This window comes from Paraglaciecola sp. IT1134, assembly GCF_058068185.1.
Genome location: NZ_CM176486.1, coordinates 2,617,518 through 2,634,030, shown reverse-complemented (window position 1 = coordinate 2,634,030; position 16,513 = coordinate 2,617,518). Strand labels below are relative to the sequence as shown.

At 44.7% G+C, this 16,513-nt stretch carries 17 protein-coding genes; 5 read left to right on the top strand and 12 right to left on the bottom strand.

From position 1 onward, the window contains the following. Positions 1-424: 424 nt before the first annotated feature. Entirely contained in the window at positions 425-1,135 is a 711-nt protein-coding gene (locus AC3RV5_RS11395; protein ID WP_489732036.1) for a rhomboid family intramembrane serine protease, read from the bottom strand. 215 nt (positions 1,136-1,350) lie between these two features. On the opposite strand from AC3RV5_RS11395, the gene AC3RV5_RS11390 reads away from it, so the two are divergent. The 4 genes from AC3RV5_RS11390 to AC3RV5_RS11375 are packed head-to-tail and all read left to right on the top strand — an operon-like array spanning position 1,351 to position 3,654. Further along, on the top strand, positions 1,351-1,695 hold the full coding sequence (locus AC3RV5_RS11390; protein ID WP_489732035.1) for an ArsC family reductase: 345 nt from the start codon (positions 1,351-1,353) through the stop codon (positions 1,693-1,695). Next, positions 1,692-2,822, top strand: a complete 1,131-nt coding sequence (dapE, locus tag AC3RV5_RS11385; RefSeq protein ID WP_489732034.1) for a succinyl-diaminopimelate desuccinylase — start codon at positions 1,692-1,694, stop codon at positions 2,820-2,822. The genes AC3RV5_RS11390 and dapE overlap by 4 nt, the downstream gene beginning before the upstream one ends. Beyond that, positions 2,819-3,496 carry a M15 family metallopeptidase gene (locus AC3RV5_RS11380; RefSeq protein WP_489732033.1) on the top strand — a complete coding sequence of 226 codons (678 nt, stop codon included), beginning with the start codon at positions 2,819-2,821 and terminating at the stop codon, positions 3,494-3,496. The genes dapE and AC3RV5_RS11380 overlap by 4 nt, the downstream gene beginning before the upstream one ends. After that, positions 3,493-3,654: a DUF2897 family protein gene (locus AC3RV5_RS11375; RefSeq protein ID WP_489732032.1), complete on the top strand. Its 162-nt coding sequence runs from the start codon at positions 3,493-3,495 to the stop codon at positions 3,652-3,654. The genes AC3RV5_RS11380 and AC3RV5_RS11375 overlap by 4 nt, the downstream gene beginning before the upstream one ends. Positions 3,655-3,718: 64 nt before the next feature. On the opposite strand, the gene AC3RV5_RS11370 is transcribed toward AC3RV5_RS11375, so the two are convergent. From AC3RV5_RS11370 to AC3RV5_RS11325, 10 genes are all read right to left on the bottom strand, one after another. Then, positions 3,719-4,045 carry a heavy metal-binding domain-containing protein gene (locus tag AC3RV5_RS11370; protein ID WP_489732031.1) on the bottom strand — a complete coding sequence of 109 codons (327 nt, stop codon included), beginning with the start codon at positions 4,043-4,045 and terminating at the stop codon, positions 3,719-3,721. A 111-nt stretch (positions 4,046-4,156) separates the two neighbouring features. After that, complete coding sequence (gene astE / locus AC3RV5_RS11365) at positions 4,157-5,188, bottom strand: succinylglutamate desuccinylase (RefSeq protein WP_489732030.1); 1,032 nt, start codon at positions 5,186-5,188, stop codon at positions 4,157-4,159. A 91-nt stretch (positions 5,189-5,279) separates the two neighbouring features. After that, positions 5,280-6,596 (bottom strand): putative bifunctional diguanylate cyclase/phosphodiesterase, encoded by a 1,317-nt coding sequence (locus AC3RV5_RS11360; RefSeq protein WP_489732029.1) that lies wholly within the window; start codon positions 6,594-6,596, stop codon positions 5,280-5,282. A gap of 172 nt (positions 6,597-6,768) precedes the next feature. Next, the gene (locus tag AC3RV5_RS11355; RefSeq protein WP_489732028.1) at positions 6,769-9,279 is read right to left on the bottom strand and encodes a glycogen/starch/alpha-glucan phosphorylase; all 2,511 of its coding nucleotides are present in this window, start codon (positions 9,277-9,279) and stop codon (positions 6,769-6,771) included. 210 nt (positions 9,280-9,489) lie between these two features. Continuing rightward, positions 9,490-11,142, bottom strand: coding sequence for a phosphoglucomutase (alpha-D-glucose-1,6-bisphosphate-dependent) (gene pgm / locus AC3RV5_RS11350; protein WP_489732027.1), 1,653 nt, complete (start codon positions 11,140-11,142; stop codon positions 9,490-9,492). A gap of 44 nt (positions 11,143-11,186) precedes the next feature. Next, on the bottom strand, positions 11,187-11,690 hold the full coding sequence (locus tag AC3RV5_RS11345; protein ID WP_489732026.1) for a Negative modulator of initiation of replication: 504 nt from the start codon (positions 11,688-11,690) through the stop codon (positions 11,187-11,189). Between the two features lie 153 nt (positions 11,691-11,843). Continuing rightward, positions 11,844-12,929 carry a 23S rRNA (cytidine(2498)-2'-O)-methyltransferase RlmM gene (rlmM, locus tag AC3RV5_RS11340; RefSeq protein ID WP_489732025.1) on the bottom strand — a complete coding sequence of 362 codons (1,086 nt, stop codon included), beginning with the start codon at positions 12,927-12,929 and terminating at the stop codon, positions 11,844-11,846. A gap of 3 nt (positions 12,930-12,932) precedes the next feature. Then, positions 12,933-13,304 (bottom strand): DUF423 domain-containing protein, encoded by a 372-nt coding sequence (locus AC3RV5_RS11335; protein ID WP_489732024.1) that lies wholly within the window; start codon positions 13,302-13,304, stop codon positions 12,933-12,935. Continuing rightward, a complete protein-coding gene (locus AC3RV5_RS11330) occupies positions 13,304-13,957 on the bottom strand; it encodes an alpha/beta family hydrolase (RefSeq protein WP_489732023.1) in 654 nt (217 codons plus the stop codon). Before AC3RV5_RS11330 ends, AC3RV5_RS11335 begins: the two co-directional genes overlap by 1 nt. Next, positions 13,926-14,837 carry a transcriptional regulator GcvA gene (locus AC3RV5_RS11325; protein ID WP_489732022.1) on the bottom strand — a complete coding sequence of 304 codons (912 nt, stop codon included), beginning with the start codon at positions 14,835-14,837 and terminating at the stop codon, positions 13,926-13,928. Before AC3RV5_RS11325 ends, AC3RV5_RS11330 begins: the two co-directional genes overlap by 32 nt. A gap of 218 nt (positions 14,838-15,055) precedes the next feature. Here AC3RV5_RS11325 and AC3RV5_RS11320 point away from each other — a divergent pair, with 218 nt between their 5' ends. After that, entirely contained in the window at positions 15,056-15,328 is a 273-nt protein-coding gene (locus AC3RV5_RS11320; RefSeq protein WP_489732021.1) for a hypothetical protein, read from the top strand. Positions 15,329-15,437: 109 nt separating this feature from the next. Here AC3RV5_RS11320 and kdsA read toward each other — a convergent pair whose 3' ends face one another. Then, positions 15,438-16,289, bottom strand: coding sequence for a 3-deoxy-8-phosphooctulonate synthase (gene kdsA, locus AC3RV5_RS11315; protein WP_489732020.1), 852 nt, complete (start codon positions 16,287-16,289; stop codon positions 15,438-15,440). Positions 16,290-16,513: the final 224 nt, after the last annotated feature.

Sequence of the window (16,513 nt, the reverse complement as noted above, 5' to 3'; positions counted from 1 at the left end):
CTCGTTACGAACATTCGTTACGAACATCCACTAGAATTATTTACATTAGCTGCCAAGATAGATGTTAATAATGGGTTATAACACGTTGGCTGTAGCCTATCCTTTGCAACATTATACAAACAAGTTTTTGCATACGTATTCAGTGAATTTAGCCGGTAATTTAAAAGGCCCTAAACCAGGGGAAGCGGCCTGAGAGTGGCTTAATCCTCGTTTACCCATTCATTAAATAACGACGCTCTTCCACTGAAATACGGCCACAATAGCGCTTATGCTCCCCGAGAGTCCATGGCCAGAGTGTCAATAGGATCATCAAGCTGGTTGATGGTAGAGATGTATCAGGCTGACTTATGGGCAATCGGTGAGTCACGAACAACCGTTTCGACTGGCATTGACTGATAATTAGCCACAGGGTTAGGTGAAAGGATCAATGCAATACTTTGCTGTGCTCTTCGTCCTTTTGGGGCGATATATCTTGCTCTTCGTTTACCGTTAAGCCGTCTTGTGTTCGCCATTCATCACCAATGACAGGGTCATCCAGCTCATCGGTATCTTGCCAAAAATAACGTTTTTCAACGGGCTTGGGATCCCGCTTGTACCACAGGACAGCAGAAACGGCTCCTGCTAAGGCCCCGAAAAAATGATATTCGAAGGATATGCCAGGCTCTCGGGGGAAAATAGTCATGGTCATACCGCCGTACATTAAAAATGCTATCATCATGATTGCCACTGAGCTTCTGTCTCGTCTGAGGATACTTACGACAAACAAAAAGAAGAAAATGCCATGTGAAAGGCCGCTGGCCCCAATATGATTGGCTTGTCGAGCAAACAGCCACACACCCAAGCCTGAAACCAGCCAGACAAACGCTAACACACGAAAACGTGAGCGGGGATAACCATATAACAATACACTGCCCAGAATTAGAAGCGGTAAGGTATTACTGAAGATATGCGTCAGGGAACCATGTATAAGTGGCGCGGTAAAAACACCCAGTAAACCTTGCCAGTGTAATGGATAAACACCTAAACCATGCATGTTTAGAGAAAATAGGATTTCCGCAGATTTTATGCACCATAATAACAACACAAATAAGCAACTGCTGACGATACTTTTAGATAATGGATTAGGCTCTTTCATCCTCCTGATATATGGCAATAAGCACTAAATAAAAGCCCCCGAAGTCAATTAGTTCCATCAAACCAGTCTGACTTATAGCCGAAGAATTGGTAAATTGCTGTATTTTTCGGCAGTTAGGCACAAAAGCCTGGCGCTTAAACAGTATTGCCCCTTTACCCCGCAGGGTGACTGTCGTTATAGTTTAGCCTGACTTGAGATATTGATATTGGGGTTCTATGACCACGCTGTATGGGATAAAAAATTGTGACACCATCAAAAAAGCACGCAAGTGGCTTGATAGTCACGCCATCGCCTATCGATTCCACGATTATCGGATTGATGGCTTGGAAAAAACCTGGTTAGTTACCACTGAATCCCATCTTGGGTGGGAAGCATTACTAAATAAGCGTGGCACCACTTTCCGTCAATTAACAGATACACAAAAAACCGATTTAAACAAGGATAAAGCACTGGACTTGCTTGTCGCCAATCCGGCCATGATAAAACGCCCGGTGCTGATCCACGATGGCCAATATCATCTAGGATTTAACGAAACCCAATACCAAGAGATTTTTGCATGAACAAGTCAGTTGTAGAGTTAACTAAAGAGTTGATCAATCGTCCCTCGGTTACCCCGGATGATGCAGGTTGTCAGCATATGATGGCAGAATATCTCGCCCCCCTGGGTTTTAATATCGAGGATATGCAGTTTGCTGATACGTGTAACATGTGGGCCCGTAAGGGGAATTCAGGCCCAGTATTTTGTTTCGCCGGCCACACTGATGTGGTGCCCACTGGCCCCCACGAAAAATGGCACACCCCGCCTTTTCAGGCCACAGAATTAGACGGTTACTTGCATGGTCGTGGTGCTGCAGACATGAAAGGTAGTTTGGGCGCGATGTTAGTGGCCAGCAAAAATTTTATTCAAAAACATCCCGAACATCTGGGCTCCATAGCCTTCTTAATTACCAGTGACGAAGAAGGTCCCTTTATCAACGGCACAACCAAAGTCATAGATACCCTTGAGGCCAGAAACGAGAAAATAACCTGGTGTCTGGTCGGTGAACCATCCAGTACCACAGACCTGGGAGACGTGGTAAAAAACGGTCGACGGGGTTCCCTCACTGCTGATTTAAGTATTAAGGGGATCCAGGGACATGTGGCCTACCCCCATTTGGCGCAAAATCCTATTCACCTCGTGGTTCCAATGTTAACGGAATTAACGCAAATACACTGGGATAATGGTAACCAGTTTTTCCCTCCAACCAGTTTGCAGATTTCCAATATTCATAGCGGTACCGGAGCGGGTAATGTCATACCTGGTGATTTACAGGTGTGTTTTAATTTTCGTTTTTCTACCGAGGTTACGGATCAGCAATTGATTGAGCGGGTTACCACCCTACTCGACAGACATGAACTTGATTACCACATTGATTGGACCTTTAACGGTCAGCCGTTTCTTACTGATTCAGGTAAACTGGTGGAAGCGACCCAAGTCGCCATTAAGAAGATCACTGGGCGAGAAACCCAATTATCCACGGCTGGCGGCACCTCAGATGGTCGTTTCATCGCTCCTACAGGGGCTCAGGTCATTGAACTTGGTCCGCTTAACGACACTATTCATAAAGTGAATGAATGCGTTAAAATGAGTGATTTAGAGTCCCTTGCCTTAGTCTATGAACAAATACTGGTTGAACTACTGACGTGATCTCTGCAAAGCAGTGGTTGGGGCAAAATAATGAGCATCTGCAACCAATCCAGCCCCCACATAAATTGGAAACACAAACCTGCCAGCATTTTTCAAAAATGCAGCAGGCTGCCCGCCACGTCGGGATCGAAATAAGTATCGCCAGTAGCCATAGAGATTTTGACCGTCAACTATGGATTTGGAACCAAAAATGGCAAGGTCTTAAGCCACTTTATTCGCCAGAAGGTATTGCACTGAATGCAGATACCTTGTCCGATGTTCAAAAACTGCACGCTATCCTCACCTGGTCGGCGCTGCCTGGGGCCAGCCGTCACCACTGGGGAACAGATCTCGATATCTTTGATCCACAAGGCGTGCAACAATCTGGCTTGCCCCTGCAACTAGTCAGCCAAGAGTACGCGCCAGGTGGTCCTTGTCACAGACTTGTCTTATGGCTAAACGAGAACTGTGAAAAACATGGTTTTTACCAGCCCTATGCCCAATATAATGGCGGGGTCGCAGCAGAGCCTTGGCATATAAGTTACCGACCCCTAGCGTCACAAATTGCTCAACAGCTGACATTTGAACCTCTACGCGCCGCGATAGAACAGGCAGACATCGGTGGAAAATCATGTATTTTGGACAACTTGGAATTGATTTTCCAGCGTTATACGTTAAATAAGGGCACAACATGAATATTTGGATAGTCGTGGCGATCGTGGTGGTGGTACTGGGGTTTATTATTGGCAATATATTACTGTTAAAACAAAGTGCGCATACAAAAATGCCCAAAGTAAGCAAAGACAACAATAAAAATTTCGATGATGAAGAGGATGACTGGGGTAAAAAGTAGTTTTCTCCCAGCCAGATTAAGATGGTGCGCCTAAACGCACTAAAAATGTTAATCGTCTGGCTATTTAGAGATCGGCATACTTCACCGCCGTGCCACTGATACTGACCATTAACATGCTACCGCCCTTGCCTACCACTTCATAGTCGATGTCTATACCAATGACCGCGTTGGCACCCATGGAGCGGGCCTCAACCTCCAGCTCTTTGAATCCTATTTTGCGGGCATTGGTTAACTCATCCTCATAAGCCCCGGAGCGGCCTCCAACCACGTCTCTGATCGCCGCAAAAATATCCTTAAATACATTGGCCCCCATTACCGCTTCCCCTACCACTATCCCGCAGTAAGTTTCAATTTTTTTACCTTCGATTCCCGGCGTGGTTGTCATGATCATGTTGGGTTCCTTTAATGTCTTCGACAAAACTAAGCGCTAAGGTACTTGGGTATATTAGTCAGATTATCCTGTTACGGTAGGAATAAATGTAACAACCCTTTTCCATTTAGGTTAAATATGGGTGGGAACAACCGTCAGTAATGCCCGTTGCCCCACTGCGACATCGGCGTTTGGAAACACTACGGCCTCCCCTTCATACTGGGCTTTATACTGTTGCCCACTTTCTTCGGCGAGCACGTCATTGCACGCAAACACACTGAAATTTGGCAAATCATCTGGGAAGTTAAGGCGAAAATCGGTTTGCTGTTTGTTGATGACCTGATTGACCCGATAAATATGGTAATCAGTATTATTAAAGGCTTTAAATTCGATCGTTTGCCCGCTAATGAGCTTTTGTAGGCACGTTTGCACGTCGCTAAAGCGGCTCATGTCATTTTGACCAAACGGTTTTACTTTACCTAACTCCACGGTAAATGCATGGGCGGTAAAATTTAAAGAGGAATAATAACTAAAGGTAGTTGTTGGACTACCGGACAACAATATTGTATTTATACCGCAGGCCAATAAAAACTGCAGTTGCTCTTTGTTGTGAGTCTTGCCATGTAAATAGGGATATACGGCAAATTTTTCATTTTTGGAGGCGCGGATCGCCGTATGTAAATCGTAATGATAACGCTCACCTCCACCTTCTTGGGGGGATTGCTGATAAAAATCTGCCACGGATTTTTCTAGCTGTTTGGCTCGGGTGCGTTCGTATGACACTGCATTGGCAGGTTCACTATGAGCACCGCAAAATAAACGATTCAGGTTTTCTTCCACAAAACGCTCGGCTATATCCATGGCAGGCAAGTTGCCAAAGATAAAAAGCACCCGATGCTTCAGATCAAGTTGCCCGGTTAAAATACCCTGCACAAACCCGTCGCAGATTTCTATAGGGGCGGTTTCGTTTCCATGTATACCGCAGGACAAAACAATCCGTTTGTTACCCGGCAATTTAGGAGTAAACGCGATGATCCCCGGCCCGTCAATCATAACCTGGGTACCATTAGGTAATTGAAAATTCAAGGGTTGGGTGAACAGTTGGGGCTGCGTCCGGGAAAGGCCTAAAAACTGACCGGTTTCTAGCAATTGTGTAGCTATCATATTACTTTCGACAATAACGATAAAAAGACAATGATAACCCAAGGTTCCAGGCAATGAACCGCTATTTTAGATTTTTGCCCTTAATGGGAACTTAATCACCCCTGGATTGCCGGGCGAACGAGTCACCAACGGACAAGTCCTGTTGGGTCAAGGCGACAAACTCTTTGATTGGCACAGCTCGTGAAAAGAGAAAACCTTGACCTTCAAGCACACCAACCTCTCGCAAGATATGTAAGTGATGAATATTCTCGATGCCTTCGGCAACCACGGCACAGCCTGCGGCCTTGGCAATTAATTGCGTTGCCTCCACTACGGCTCGATTAATTGGACTTTGTTCCAGTTCCATAATAAAAGTTTTATCTATTTTAATGGTATCTATCTGAATATTGCGCATATAGGCCAGGTTTGAATAACCCTTTCCAAAGTCATCGATAGCGACCGAAACCCCCAGGGCCCTAACGGCAGATAATTGCTTGATCACTAAAAACGAGTTGGATAAAGCCACATCCTCCGTGAGTTCCAATTCAATTTGATTAAGATTAATCTGATGTTTCTGACCATAGTCAGCCAGTTTCGTCACAAAATCTGGATCATATAATTGGGTCGGTGACATATTGACGGATATTTTTAGAGCCGGATTGATGGTGCAAAGGACCTTAGCTGCCTTGAATGCTTCTTCTAGTACCCAATAGCCCATCTCGTTCATCATGTTATAAGATTCTGCAGCCTCGATTAAGGCTCCCGGAAACAATACCCCGTCAAGGGGATGATTCCAGCGCAGTAAACATTCCGCTCCGGTAATCTGTAGACTATTGAGATTAACTTTGGGTTGAAAATATATCTCAAGTTCTTGCTCAGATAAGGCCCGTTTAAGATCAGCCTTAAGGGTCAAAGAACGGCTCGTATCGCTCTTATCCTCGATATTCAAGTGACAAAAATTTTCGAAACGATTCTGCTTGGCTTGTTTGAGTGCGGCTTCGGCTCGGGAAAAAAACCGATTAGTATCCACAAGTTTTGACAAGTTGGACACGACCCCCACGTTAAAATCGGCGATAAATGAGTGGTCATCACATGCAATGGGAGTTTTAAAATGATCTATCAGGTGGGTATAAAAAGAAAATAACCGCGTTTTACTGTACTTCCCGGGGATGACTAGACCAAAAATATCGCCACTTACTCGACCAAGTACGGCGTCATAGCGTTCGAACAGATAACCTATGCGATTGGCAATCTCCAGCAATATCTGATCACCAAATTGATAACCGAAACTGCAACTCACATCGGAAAAACGTACGACATCAATAAGCAACAGGGTTTGCAACGGATCGTCGTTGACTATGTCCGCTATTTGTTGCAAAAAGATATGGCGATTAGGCAGAGTAAGCAATGATTCATGTAATTGCTTCATTGTGAAAAACAAACCTCAGTGAACATCAGACATCCCCCTGTCTATCATGCAAAAAATAAAAACTCGGAGACTTGCCCGAGTTCTTTCATTACCAGGTTAGGTTATAACAATTTTATCGGCATTAAACAAATGTGCATAAAATCGTGGGGAATGGGTTGTTCATTACAAGCCATTATTCCACTTTGCAGGGCTCTAACTTCCATATTCGGGCAACATAATCCTGTATCGACCGATCCGAGGTAAACTTACCCATATGCGCTGTATTTAAAATGGCCATTTTTGCCCAACGTTTAGGATCCTGATAGGCTATGTCGGCACGTTTCTGCGCCTCACTGTAAGATTCAAAATCAGCCAACACCATGTAAGGATCCCCGCCTTCAAGCATACTGTGTTTTAACGAGGATAGAGCGCCTGGTTTACCCGGCGTAAAGTAATCGGTTTCCAACCAATCCAATATGGCTTTCAGTTCGCGATTTTGATAATAGTGATCATAGGGTTGGTACCCTTTAGCATTAAGTTCATTCACTTCATCAACCGTCAAACCAAAGATGAAAATATTTTCTTCGCCCACTTCCTCTGCGATCTCAATATTAGCGCCATCAAGCGTACCCACAGTGAGTGCCCCGTTTAGGGACAATTTCATATTGCCGGTTCCCGAAGCTTCTTTACCTGCAGTGGAAATCTGTTCTGAGATATCCGCCGCCGGGATCATTTTCTCAGCCAGACTGACTCGATAATTTGGCAGGAAGACAACTTTAAGTTTGTGATTGACCCTGGGATCATTATTAATTTTGTCCGCAACTTTATTGATCGCATAAATAATATCTTTAGCCAGCTTGTAACCAGGCGCTGCTTTGGCACCAAATAGAAAGACCCGCGGATGCATTTCGTAACCGGGGTTTTCAAGCAACCTGCGATAAAGAGCCATAATGTGTAATAAATTTAAATGTTGTCTTTTGTATTCGTGCAAACGTTTGATCTGTATGTCAAAAATTGCAGTGGGGTCTATCACTACCCCAGTCAAGGCTAATACTTCCTTGGCCAACGCTACTTTGTTGTTATATTTGATACCCATAAACTCTTTCTGGAATTTGGCATCATCTGCAAATTGAGCTAAGCCTTGCAATTTATCTAAATGCAACGGCCAGTCATTGCCTATCTTGGCGTCTATTAAACTGGATAAAGCAGGATTACAGGCTTTTAGCCAGCGTCGCGGGGTGATGCCGTTGGTGACATTGGTTAATTTATCCGGCCACAATTTATTAAATTCCGGAAACAGTTCTTTTTTAACTAATTCCGAGTGCATCTGAGCCACACCGTTGACCGCAAATGAACCGATAACCGACAAGTTACCCATGCGTATCATTTTTTCGTTGCCTTCTTCGATAATTGACAGCTTCTGTTTAATTTTATTATCCCCAGGCCAGACTTTTTCAAGTTGGTCCATAAACCTGTGGTTGATCTCATAAATGATTTCCAGATGTCTAGGCAGAATTTTTTCAAACATCCGAGCGGGCCATTTTTCTAAGGCTTCGGGCAACAAGGTGTGGTTGGTATAGGCAAAGGTTTTGCCGCATATTTCCCATGCCGAATCCCAGTCCAGCTCGGCCCGATCGATTAATATGCGCATGAGTTCGGGAATAGCGATGGCCGGGTGGGTATCGTTCAACTGGATCACCACTTGCTCTGAAAAACGGCTCCAATCGTCGCCGTGGGCACGTTTGTACCGGCGAATGATATCTTTTAACGAACAGGCGCTAAAAAAGTATTGCTGGATAAGGCGCAGCGCCTTACCCGCTTCAGTCTCATCATTAGGATAAAGCACCTTGGAGATCGTTTCGGCCTGCACATTCTCCTTTTGCGCATCCACATATCCCCCCGCATTGAAAACATCCCAGTTAAAATAATCCGAAGCTTGGCTTTGCCATAAACGTAACACATTGACGGTTTTTCCCCCATAACCTACTACCGGGATGTCCCACGGCAAACCTTTGACAATGTGTCCAGGGTGCCATTCTTTATGAACTCGTCCATTTTCAGCATATTTGGTTTCAACATAACCAAATAAGGGAATATCCTGAATTGATTCAGGGCGACAAATTTCCCATGGATTACCATAATCACGCCAGCTATCAGGCCGTTCAATCTGTTTGCCGTTTTTAATTTCCTGACGGAATAAACCATGTTCATAATGTAGACCGTAACCTACGGCCGGTAAATCCAGGGTGGCCAAAGAATCGATAAAACAAGCGGCCAAGCGTCCCAGACCACCGTTACCTAGAGCCATATCGGGCTCTTCTTCCATGATGTCCGTAAGGTTAACGCCAAGCTCTTGCAACGCTTGGTCGGTTTGTGCGTAAAGGCCCAAATTGTGCAAATTGTTGGACAGCAAGCGCCCCATCAAAAACTCGGCGGAAAAATAATGTACCGCCCGTGTGTCATTCATATAATGGGATTTTTGAGTTTTACGTAGTCCTTCCAACACATGCTCCTGCACCGAAGCACAGGTTGCCTTCCACCAGGCGTGATTATTAGCTTTATTTTCGTCGGTGCCCAATGAGCAATGCAGATGCCTGATTATTGCTGCCTTAATCTGATTTTTATTCAACTGCACATTTTCGGTTTGGCCACTGGTTTTGCCAACTTTTGCTTTGGTGTTTCGTTTGGATGTGGGACTGCTCATATCTTACTCTCTAACACTAAGGGTTAATTATCGACGCAATTTTCTGTCGAAATATTTCGTAATTAAATTACACATTTAGCTTTGAGATATGTTTTAACAGGATTTCTGGCTTAATGTTGTTAAATATTCGTTAACAGATACAGAAACGCCGAACTTATTAGCGTTCGGCCCTTCTTATTTAACACTTAGTTAACGCTTTGGATTTATTAACTACTCATTTACCGAATTAAAAACTTCGTCAACCAAATTTTGAGCCTCATCGATCAATAATTGTAAATGAGTTTCACCTTTAAAACTCTCGGCATAAATTTTATAAATTTCTTCCGTGCCAGAAGGACGAGCGGCAAACCAGCCATTTTCAGTACTGACTTTTACCCCACCAATAGCGGCATTGTTGCCAGGGGCATGGGTTTGTATATTGAGGATAGGCTCACCCGCTAAGGTAGTGGATTGAATAACGCTTTTATCCATTTTACTCAACAGCTGTTTCTGGGCATGGTTAGCCGGAACATCTATACGTCTATATACAGGCGCAGCAAATTTTTGGGTCAGGCGTTGATAATGTTCACTGGGATCTTTGCCTGTCACCGCTAAGATTTCTGCGGCAAGCAAACATAAGATGATGCCGTCTTTATCTGTAGCCCAGGGTTTACCATTGCGACGTAAAAAAATGCCCCCGGCACTTTCTTCGCCAGCGAAGCCGATTTCAGAGTTCAATAACCCTTTAACGAACCACTTAAAGCCAACGGGCATTTCCGCTACTTCTAGATCCAGGCTGTTAGCCACACGATCGATCATGCTGCTAGATACTAAAGTTTTTCCCACCTTGAGACCTTTGGGCCAATCACCACGTTGTTGGTATAAATATTCAATGGCTACGGCCAGGTAATGATTAGGATTCATCAATCCGCCTGTTTTTGTCACAATGCCGTGACGGTCGAAATCCGGATCATTGCCAAAGGCCAAATCATATTTGTCTTTTAAGTCTATTAAACCTGCCATGGCATAGGGAGAGGAGCAATCCATGCGGATTTTCCCATCTTTATCCCGGCGCATAAAGGCAAATTGGTGATCTACAGTACGATTGACTACATCTATGTCCAGACCATAACGTTCGGCTATCTTGTCCCAATACAGCAACCCTGCTCCACCCAGCGGATCCGTGCCCAGTTTCAATCCAGCCTTGGCAATGGCCTGCATATCGACCACTTGGTCGAGCTGGGCGATATAATTTTCGGAAAAATCCATTTCTTGCACATATTCACTGGCATAGGCGGTATTAAAGTCCATGCGTTTCACGTCTGCCAAATCGTTTTGGATCAACTCATTGGCGCGGGCCTGGATCTGGTTGGTGACATCGCTGTCAGCAGGTCCACCATCCGGCGGGTTATACTTAAAACCCCCATCTTCAGGCGGGTTATGGGACGGGGTGATCACCACACCATCAGACAAGGCCTGATCTTTGCCCTCGTTATAATCCAAAATGGCGTGAGAAATAACAGGTGTGGGGGTATAACCTCGGTCAGTCTGCACCCTGAGTTTCACCGCATTTCCGGCGAGCACTTCAACGGCGGTCACAAAGGCAGACTCAGACAAGGCATGAGTATCCATACCAACAAACATCGGGCCAGTGATTCTGTGAGCCTGGCGATATTCAGCTAATGCCTGGCATATCGCCGCGATGTGTGTATCCGTAAAGGTACTTAATAAGGAACTCCCTCTATGGCCAGAGGTGCCGAATAACACAGCCTGGCTAACAACCCCTTTATCCGGTTTGTTGCTATAGTAGGCGCAAATCAGACGAGCAACGTTAACCAGTTGTTCTGGTGATGCAGGTTTACCTGCTTGTGGATGTATAGCCATTGATGTCCCCTTGGTTAGTCTTACACTTCGTCTTCAACTGATAGTTAATCTGTAAATAATTCCGGAGCAAACAATATGGCCAAACGCTTGGCTTGCTCAGGCGAGTAATCCAGTACTTCCGCCACTTCCCGCAGTAAAGACGCTTTTTTAGCTGTGTTGTTATTGGTCATCACCCAAAACTCTGTATTTTGAATAGGTTTTGGATTCGTTACACTGCTAGCTTGTAACAATTGTTCTTTGTCTTTGGCAAAATATACCCGATTTCTGCCACTTAATTGCAATACACGCTCGAAGCCCTGACCGTGGATCTGGTGCAATTTTGATAAGATTAGTAAAAATCTTTCTACCATTTTAGGATATCCAAGTAATTGTTCTTCAGTAATTTCCTTGAAGATATCCCCCTTAATTGTAGCACCGGACAGATGTGGGGGTTGCCCGCTCTGTGGCATCACTATACGTCTGAGGATATCTGACGCAGTTTCACCTATGTGCTGAGTCTGAGACGCTATAAAAGCGTATAAATCGTCTTCGATTTCAATATTTTTCATTCGGCTTGTCACTAAATCTAAAATGTTTCATTTGAATATTATACTGACAGCGAAAGTCAGCGCACGGATTAATTCGAGCAATAACTCAAATTATGTCCCCACATATAGTGACTTAAGCTGTTGTTTTTGCGTGTTTTAAAAATCAAAATTGGGCTATGGGTGTTTGATACTTGAGCGTAAACGCAAGTGCACCGTCACTTCTTCTCTATCGTGATATAAATGTTTAACCTGCAAATCATATGGGCCTGCGTGGTATTGTGCAAGGCTCTCATCGATGATTGCCAATGCTTGTTGCACAGACTCGTAACGTTTTTTCATGGGTAACTTCAGGTTAAATATCGATTCCTGACAGCGTCCGGTCGCCACCCAAGTTGCCATTAATTTAGCGACTCTTTGAGGTTGTTCTATCATGTCGCAAACCAGCCAATAGATGTTATTTTTCCGTGGCTGAAATTTGAAACCGTCTTGGGGACAATATCTTACTTGCCCAGACGCCATTAAGGCCTCATCCATCGCCCCGTTGTCCACTGCTTCAACAAACATACCTTTTTTAACCAATTGATAGGTCCAGCCGCCTGGACAGGCACCCAAGTCAACAGCATGCAGACCGCCAGATAAACGCACAGCCTGTTCTTTTTTAGGGATAAACAATTCAAATGCTTCTTCGAGCTTAAGCGTTGAACGACTGGGGGCATCGTGGGGGAACTTTAAACGCAAAATACCCAGAGGTTGGTCAGAGTTATTATGGGGGTATGAATAACCAATCAGGGCGTTATTGCTGTCTTCAAAATACACATGCATAACGGGTTTGTTAGGATTTTCTTTTGTGGTCAGCTTACCTTTGCTACGTAGAGCCTGGCGCAGGGGGACGCTGAACTTGCGGCAAAACTTGGAAATTTCGCGCCCCTGGGTGCTATCCCCGTGTTCTACCCGCAGTTCACCACATAAAGGAAAATCCTTACTGGCAAGCAATACGGGACCAATGCGATCATTTATGTCCATGTCGAGTAAACGTTCAAAGCTGGCAAAGTGCTGACGGGCAAAGATAAGGTGTTTCAGTGGCAAGGATTTAGCAAGCTCATCAGCCTGCTCTGATTGATAACAATGATAGATAACCAGACCACTGTCATGTTTGGCCTCGGGATAACCAAATATCTCCAGTTGCGCCGCTTTTTCCTGAATTTCGTTGGCTAGGTCTTTTTCAAACCCCGTTCGACAATAAAGTGCAAGCCCGGCCATGTGCTACTGGCTCCCTTTTAAACTGGCAACCAGCAATAATCCCCAGCCTATTATAAAACATAAACCGCCCAAGGGTGTGACCGGTCCAAACCATTTGATACCGCTGAGGGCCAACAGATATAAACTACCACTAAAAAGCACTATTCCCGTCAGCATAAAGCTAGCGGACCATAGCAGCATGGGAGTGGGAGTTTGACGAAAGAGAACGACAGTTAAAATAACCGCCAGAGAATGATAAAGCTGATAGTGCACGCCCGTCTGGAATGCACTCATTGCGGTTTCAGTTAATTTATCTTTGAGACCGTGGGCAGCGAAGGCGCCCAGGATCACGGCTAACATGGCGCTGCAGGCGGCCAGGGCTAAAAATGCTTTCATCAGATTTCCAAATTTAAATTAGCAGGTATATGATATTTTATAAACTCAGCGGTGGTGCGCATAGCGTGGTTAAAGTGTTGCTCAAACGTAAAACCCGACGACTTACGGGGCTTAAAACTATGATCACCGTCACTCAAATAGCTTAACTGAATATTATTGGGTAAAGCGTAGTCAGCAATTTCCTGTTGGTTACCTAAAGTGTCACGGGCCCCTTGGACGATTAACATAGGTTTAGCAATATGGTAAAGATGTTCTGTTCTTAACTTATCTGGTTTGCCCGTTGGATGAAACGGATAGCCAAAACATACCCCTCCTAATACTGCTGATGAATGCAATAACATAGAAGCGACTCGTCCACCCATTGACTTACCCCCTATAAATAGTGGCAGCCCATCGGTTGTGTCCTTTAACACGTGTTGATAGCAAGCGAGCAGCTTTTCCATTTTATCCGGAGGACGGCGTTTACCCAGCTCGGTCGCCAATCGCATATAAGCAAAGTCAAAAAGGCTCACCTGAATACCCTCAGCGGCTAATGCTAATGCAGTGTTTTGCATAAAGTCACTGCGCATGCCCGCTCCTGCACCGTGACCAAGAATTAAGTGGGCGACGGGTTTACCAGCTTTAGTGGTTAAAATAGTCTTCTTCCTGTTCATCTTTCACCTGGTTTTGCAGCCATTCGCGAAAAGCCACTATTTTGCCTAAATCTGCTTGGGATTGATGGCAGACAACATAATAGGCATTGTTGGTAACCAAACGTTCGTTAAAGGGGCACACCAGTCGTCCAGCTTCTATTTCCGGCCTTGCCAGCACGCTATGGCCCAGCGCGATCCCCTGGCCTAATGCTGCGGCCTTGAGCACCAACATTGAGTGACTGAACACCGCCCCCTGATTGACATTGATTCCAGCAATGCGGAAATGTTTGATCCAGTTCTTCCATGGCTCCCGCGAAGAATCATGCAGTAATAAGTGATGGCGAAGATCTTCCAGGGTATTCAGGGGCTTTTGCCCTTGAAATAACAAGGGCGAACACACCGGAGTCAGGTATTCAGTATGTAACTTTTCCGCGTGCAAGCTTGGCCATTTTCCCCTGCCGTAATAAATAGCCACATCCACATCATCAGTTAAAAAACCTTCGTCAAAATCTACAGCCTTAATGCGGATATCTATATCAGGGTTGAATTGGTTAAACTGATTGAGTCTGGGAACTAACCACTGAATGGCAAAACTCGGTGGCAATGCGACTGTCAATGCTCCTTTGGCGCCGCGCGCTAATAGACGCTCCGTAGCGTCGTGCAGCGAGTGAAATACGTCCTTGATATCCAGATAATAACCCTGGCCTTCTTCGGTCAATAGTAGGGAGCGGTTTTTGCGCAAAAAGAGTTTCATCGACAGAAACTCCTCTAATGATTTAATTTGATGGCTGACCGCGGCCTGGGTCACAAAAAGTTCGTCTGCGGCACGGGTAAAACTTAGATGTCGAGCAGCAGCCTCAAACGCTTTAAGTGAATTTAATGGGGGTAAACGACGGCTCATTAGCTATTTACTGCTTCCTGTCAGCACTGGGTTGTATTCATTAGTTTATCTAATCCATATCCATACATAATGTCATTTTAACAATAGTGCCAAATTGTTTAATATTCACACGGTCAAAAAATAAATGACTTTTAAAACAACAGTTAACAAGATAAGCAATTAGTTAACATGTTGTGCGAATATTTTCTCATTACATTAATATATTTTAGGTGATTATTATGAAATTCAACAATAAATTAGTTTTAAGCAGTTTAACTGCATTAGTATTCAGTCACAACCTTGCGGCCCAGGAGTTCGATTTATCTGCAGACTTTATCAGTCAGCATATCGAAACCAGTATCTCTAGCCTGTTAACGGATATTGCCGCTATGCATACTAGCCAAGATGTGTTTAATCAAGTCGTTCTGCAGCTGAATAGCGATTTTGGCCCTGAAATGCCCCGCGCCAGCGACACGACGAGTTCTACTAATCAATTCCGCTTAACTGAATAAACATATGGACAGTTTTTTAGTCCTAATGTCATATTCAGCTCGTTACACACATGACGGTTCGAGCACTTTGATAACCAGTGCTCACTACCGTTTATCATCCAGGGCGATCTTATATAGCGCTGGTATCCAAAGGCGAAAATCCTTTTACCAATTCATCTAACGCCAGCATCTGCTCTAAATAGGGTTGCAGCTTATCCAGGGATAACGCGCAAGGTCCGTCGCATTTCGCTGCATTAGGATTAGGATGGGCTTCAATAAATAAGCCAGCCAAACCTAATGCCATGCCACTTCTAGCTAATTGTGCCGCTTGGGCACGTCGACCATCCGCAGAATCTTCTCGTCCGCCTGGTTTTTGTAACGCATGGGTCGCGTCAAAAATAACCGGAGCATAGCTTTTCATCTCGTCCATACCCAGCATGTCTACCACCAAATTATTGTACCCAAAGCTGGAGCCGCGCTCACACAGAATGATTTTATCATTGCCTGCTTCCAAAAACTTATTGATGATATGCCGCATTTCGTGAGGTGCAAGAAACTGTGGTTTTTTGACGTTGATCACTGCATTGGTTTTCGCCATGGCCACGACCAGATCAGTTTGACGTGCTAGAAATGCTGGCAACTGGATCACGTCGACCACTTCCGCCACAGGTGCTGCCTGGTGAGCTTCATGCACATCGGTGATCAGGGGCACATTAAAAGTGGATTTTATCTCCGCGAATATTTCCAATCCCTTGTCTAACCCCGGTCCGCGGTAGGAATTGACCGATGAACGGTTTGCCTTGTCAAAGGAGGCCTTAAATACATAGGGTATACCGAGTTTGCTGGTAATATTCACATAATATTCGGCAATGCGCATCGCCATATCCCTAGACTCCAATACATTCATTCCACCAAAAAGAACAAAAGGTTGGTCGTTAGCAACACGAATGTCGCCTATGGCAATAGAGTGTAAATTATTCATATCTGGAAATCGTAAATTAAAGTTGTGCCTTTAGCATAACAAGGCCAGACAAACTTGGGTATCACTTCAGCGTGATACACGGGGTGTTCAGTCAATCGTAAAGTGGTGTAAGGCTCAGTGGCGCTACATAATTATGCAAGGAGCAAATTATGTTCCTCAAGATATTTCTGCCACCCGCCGGCGGTTCCCTTAAAACTACCAAGTTTGAGAACCTTTTTAGCAGC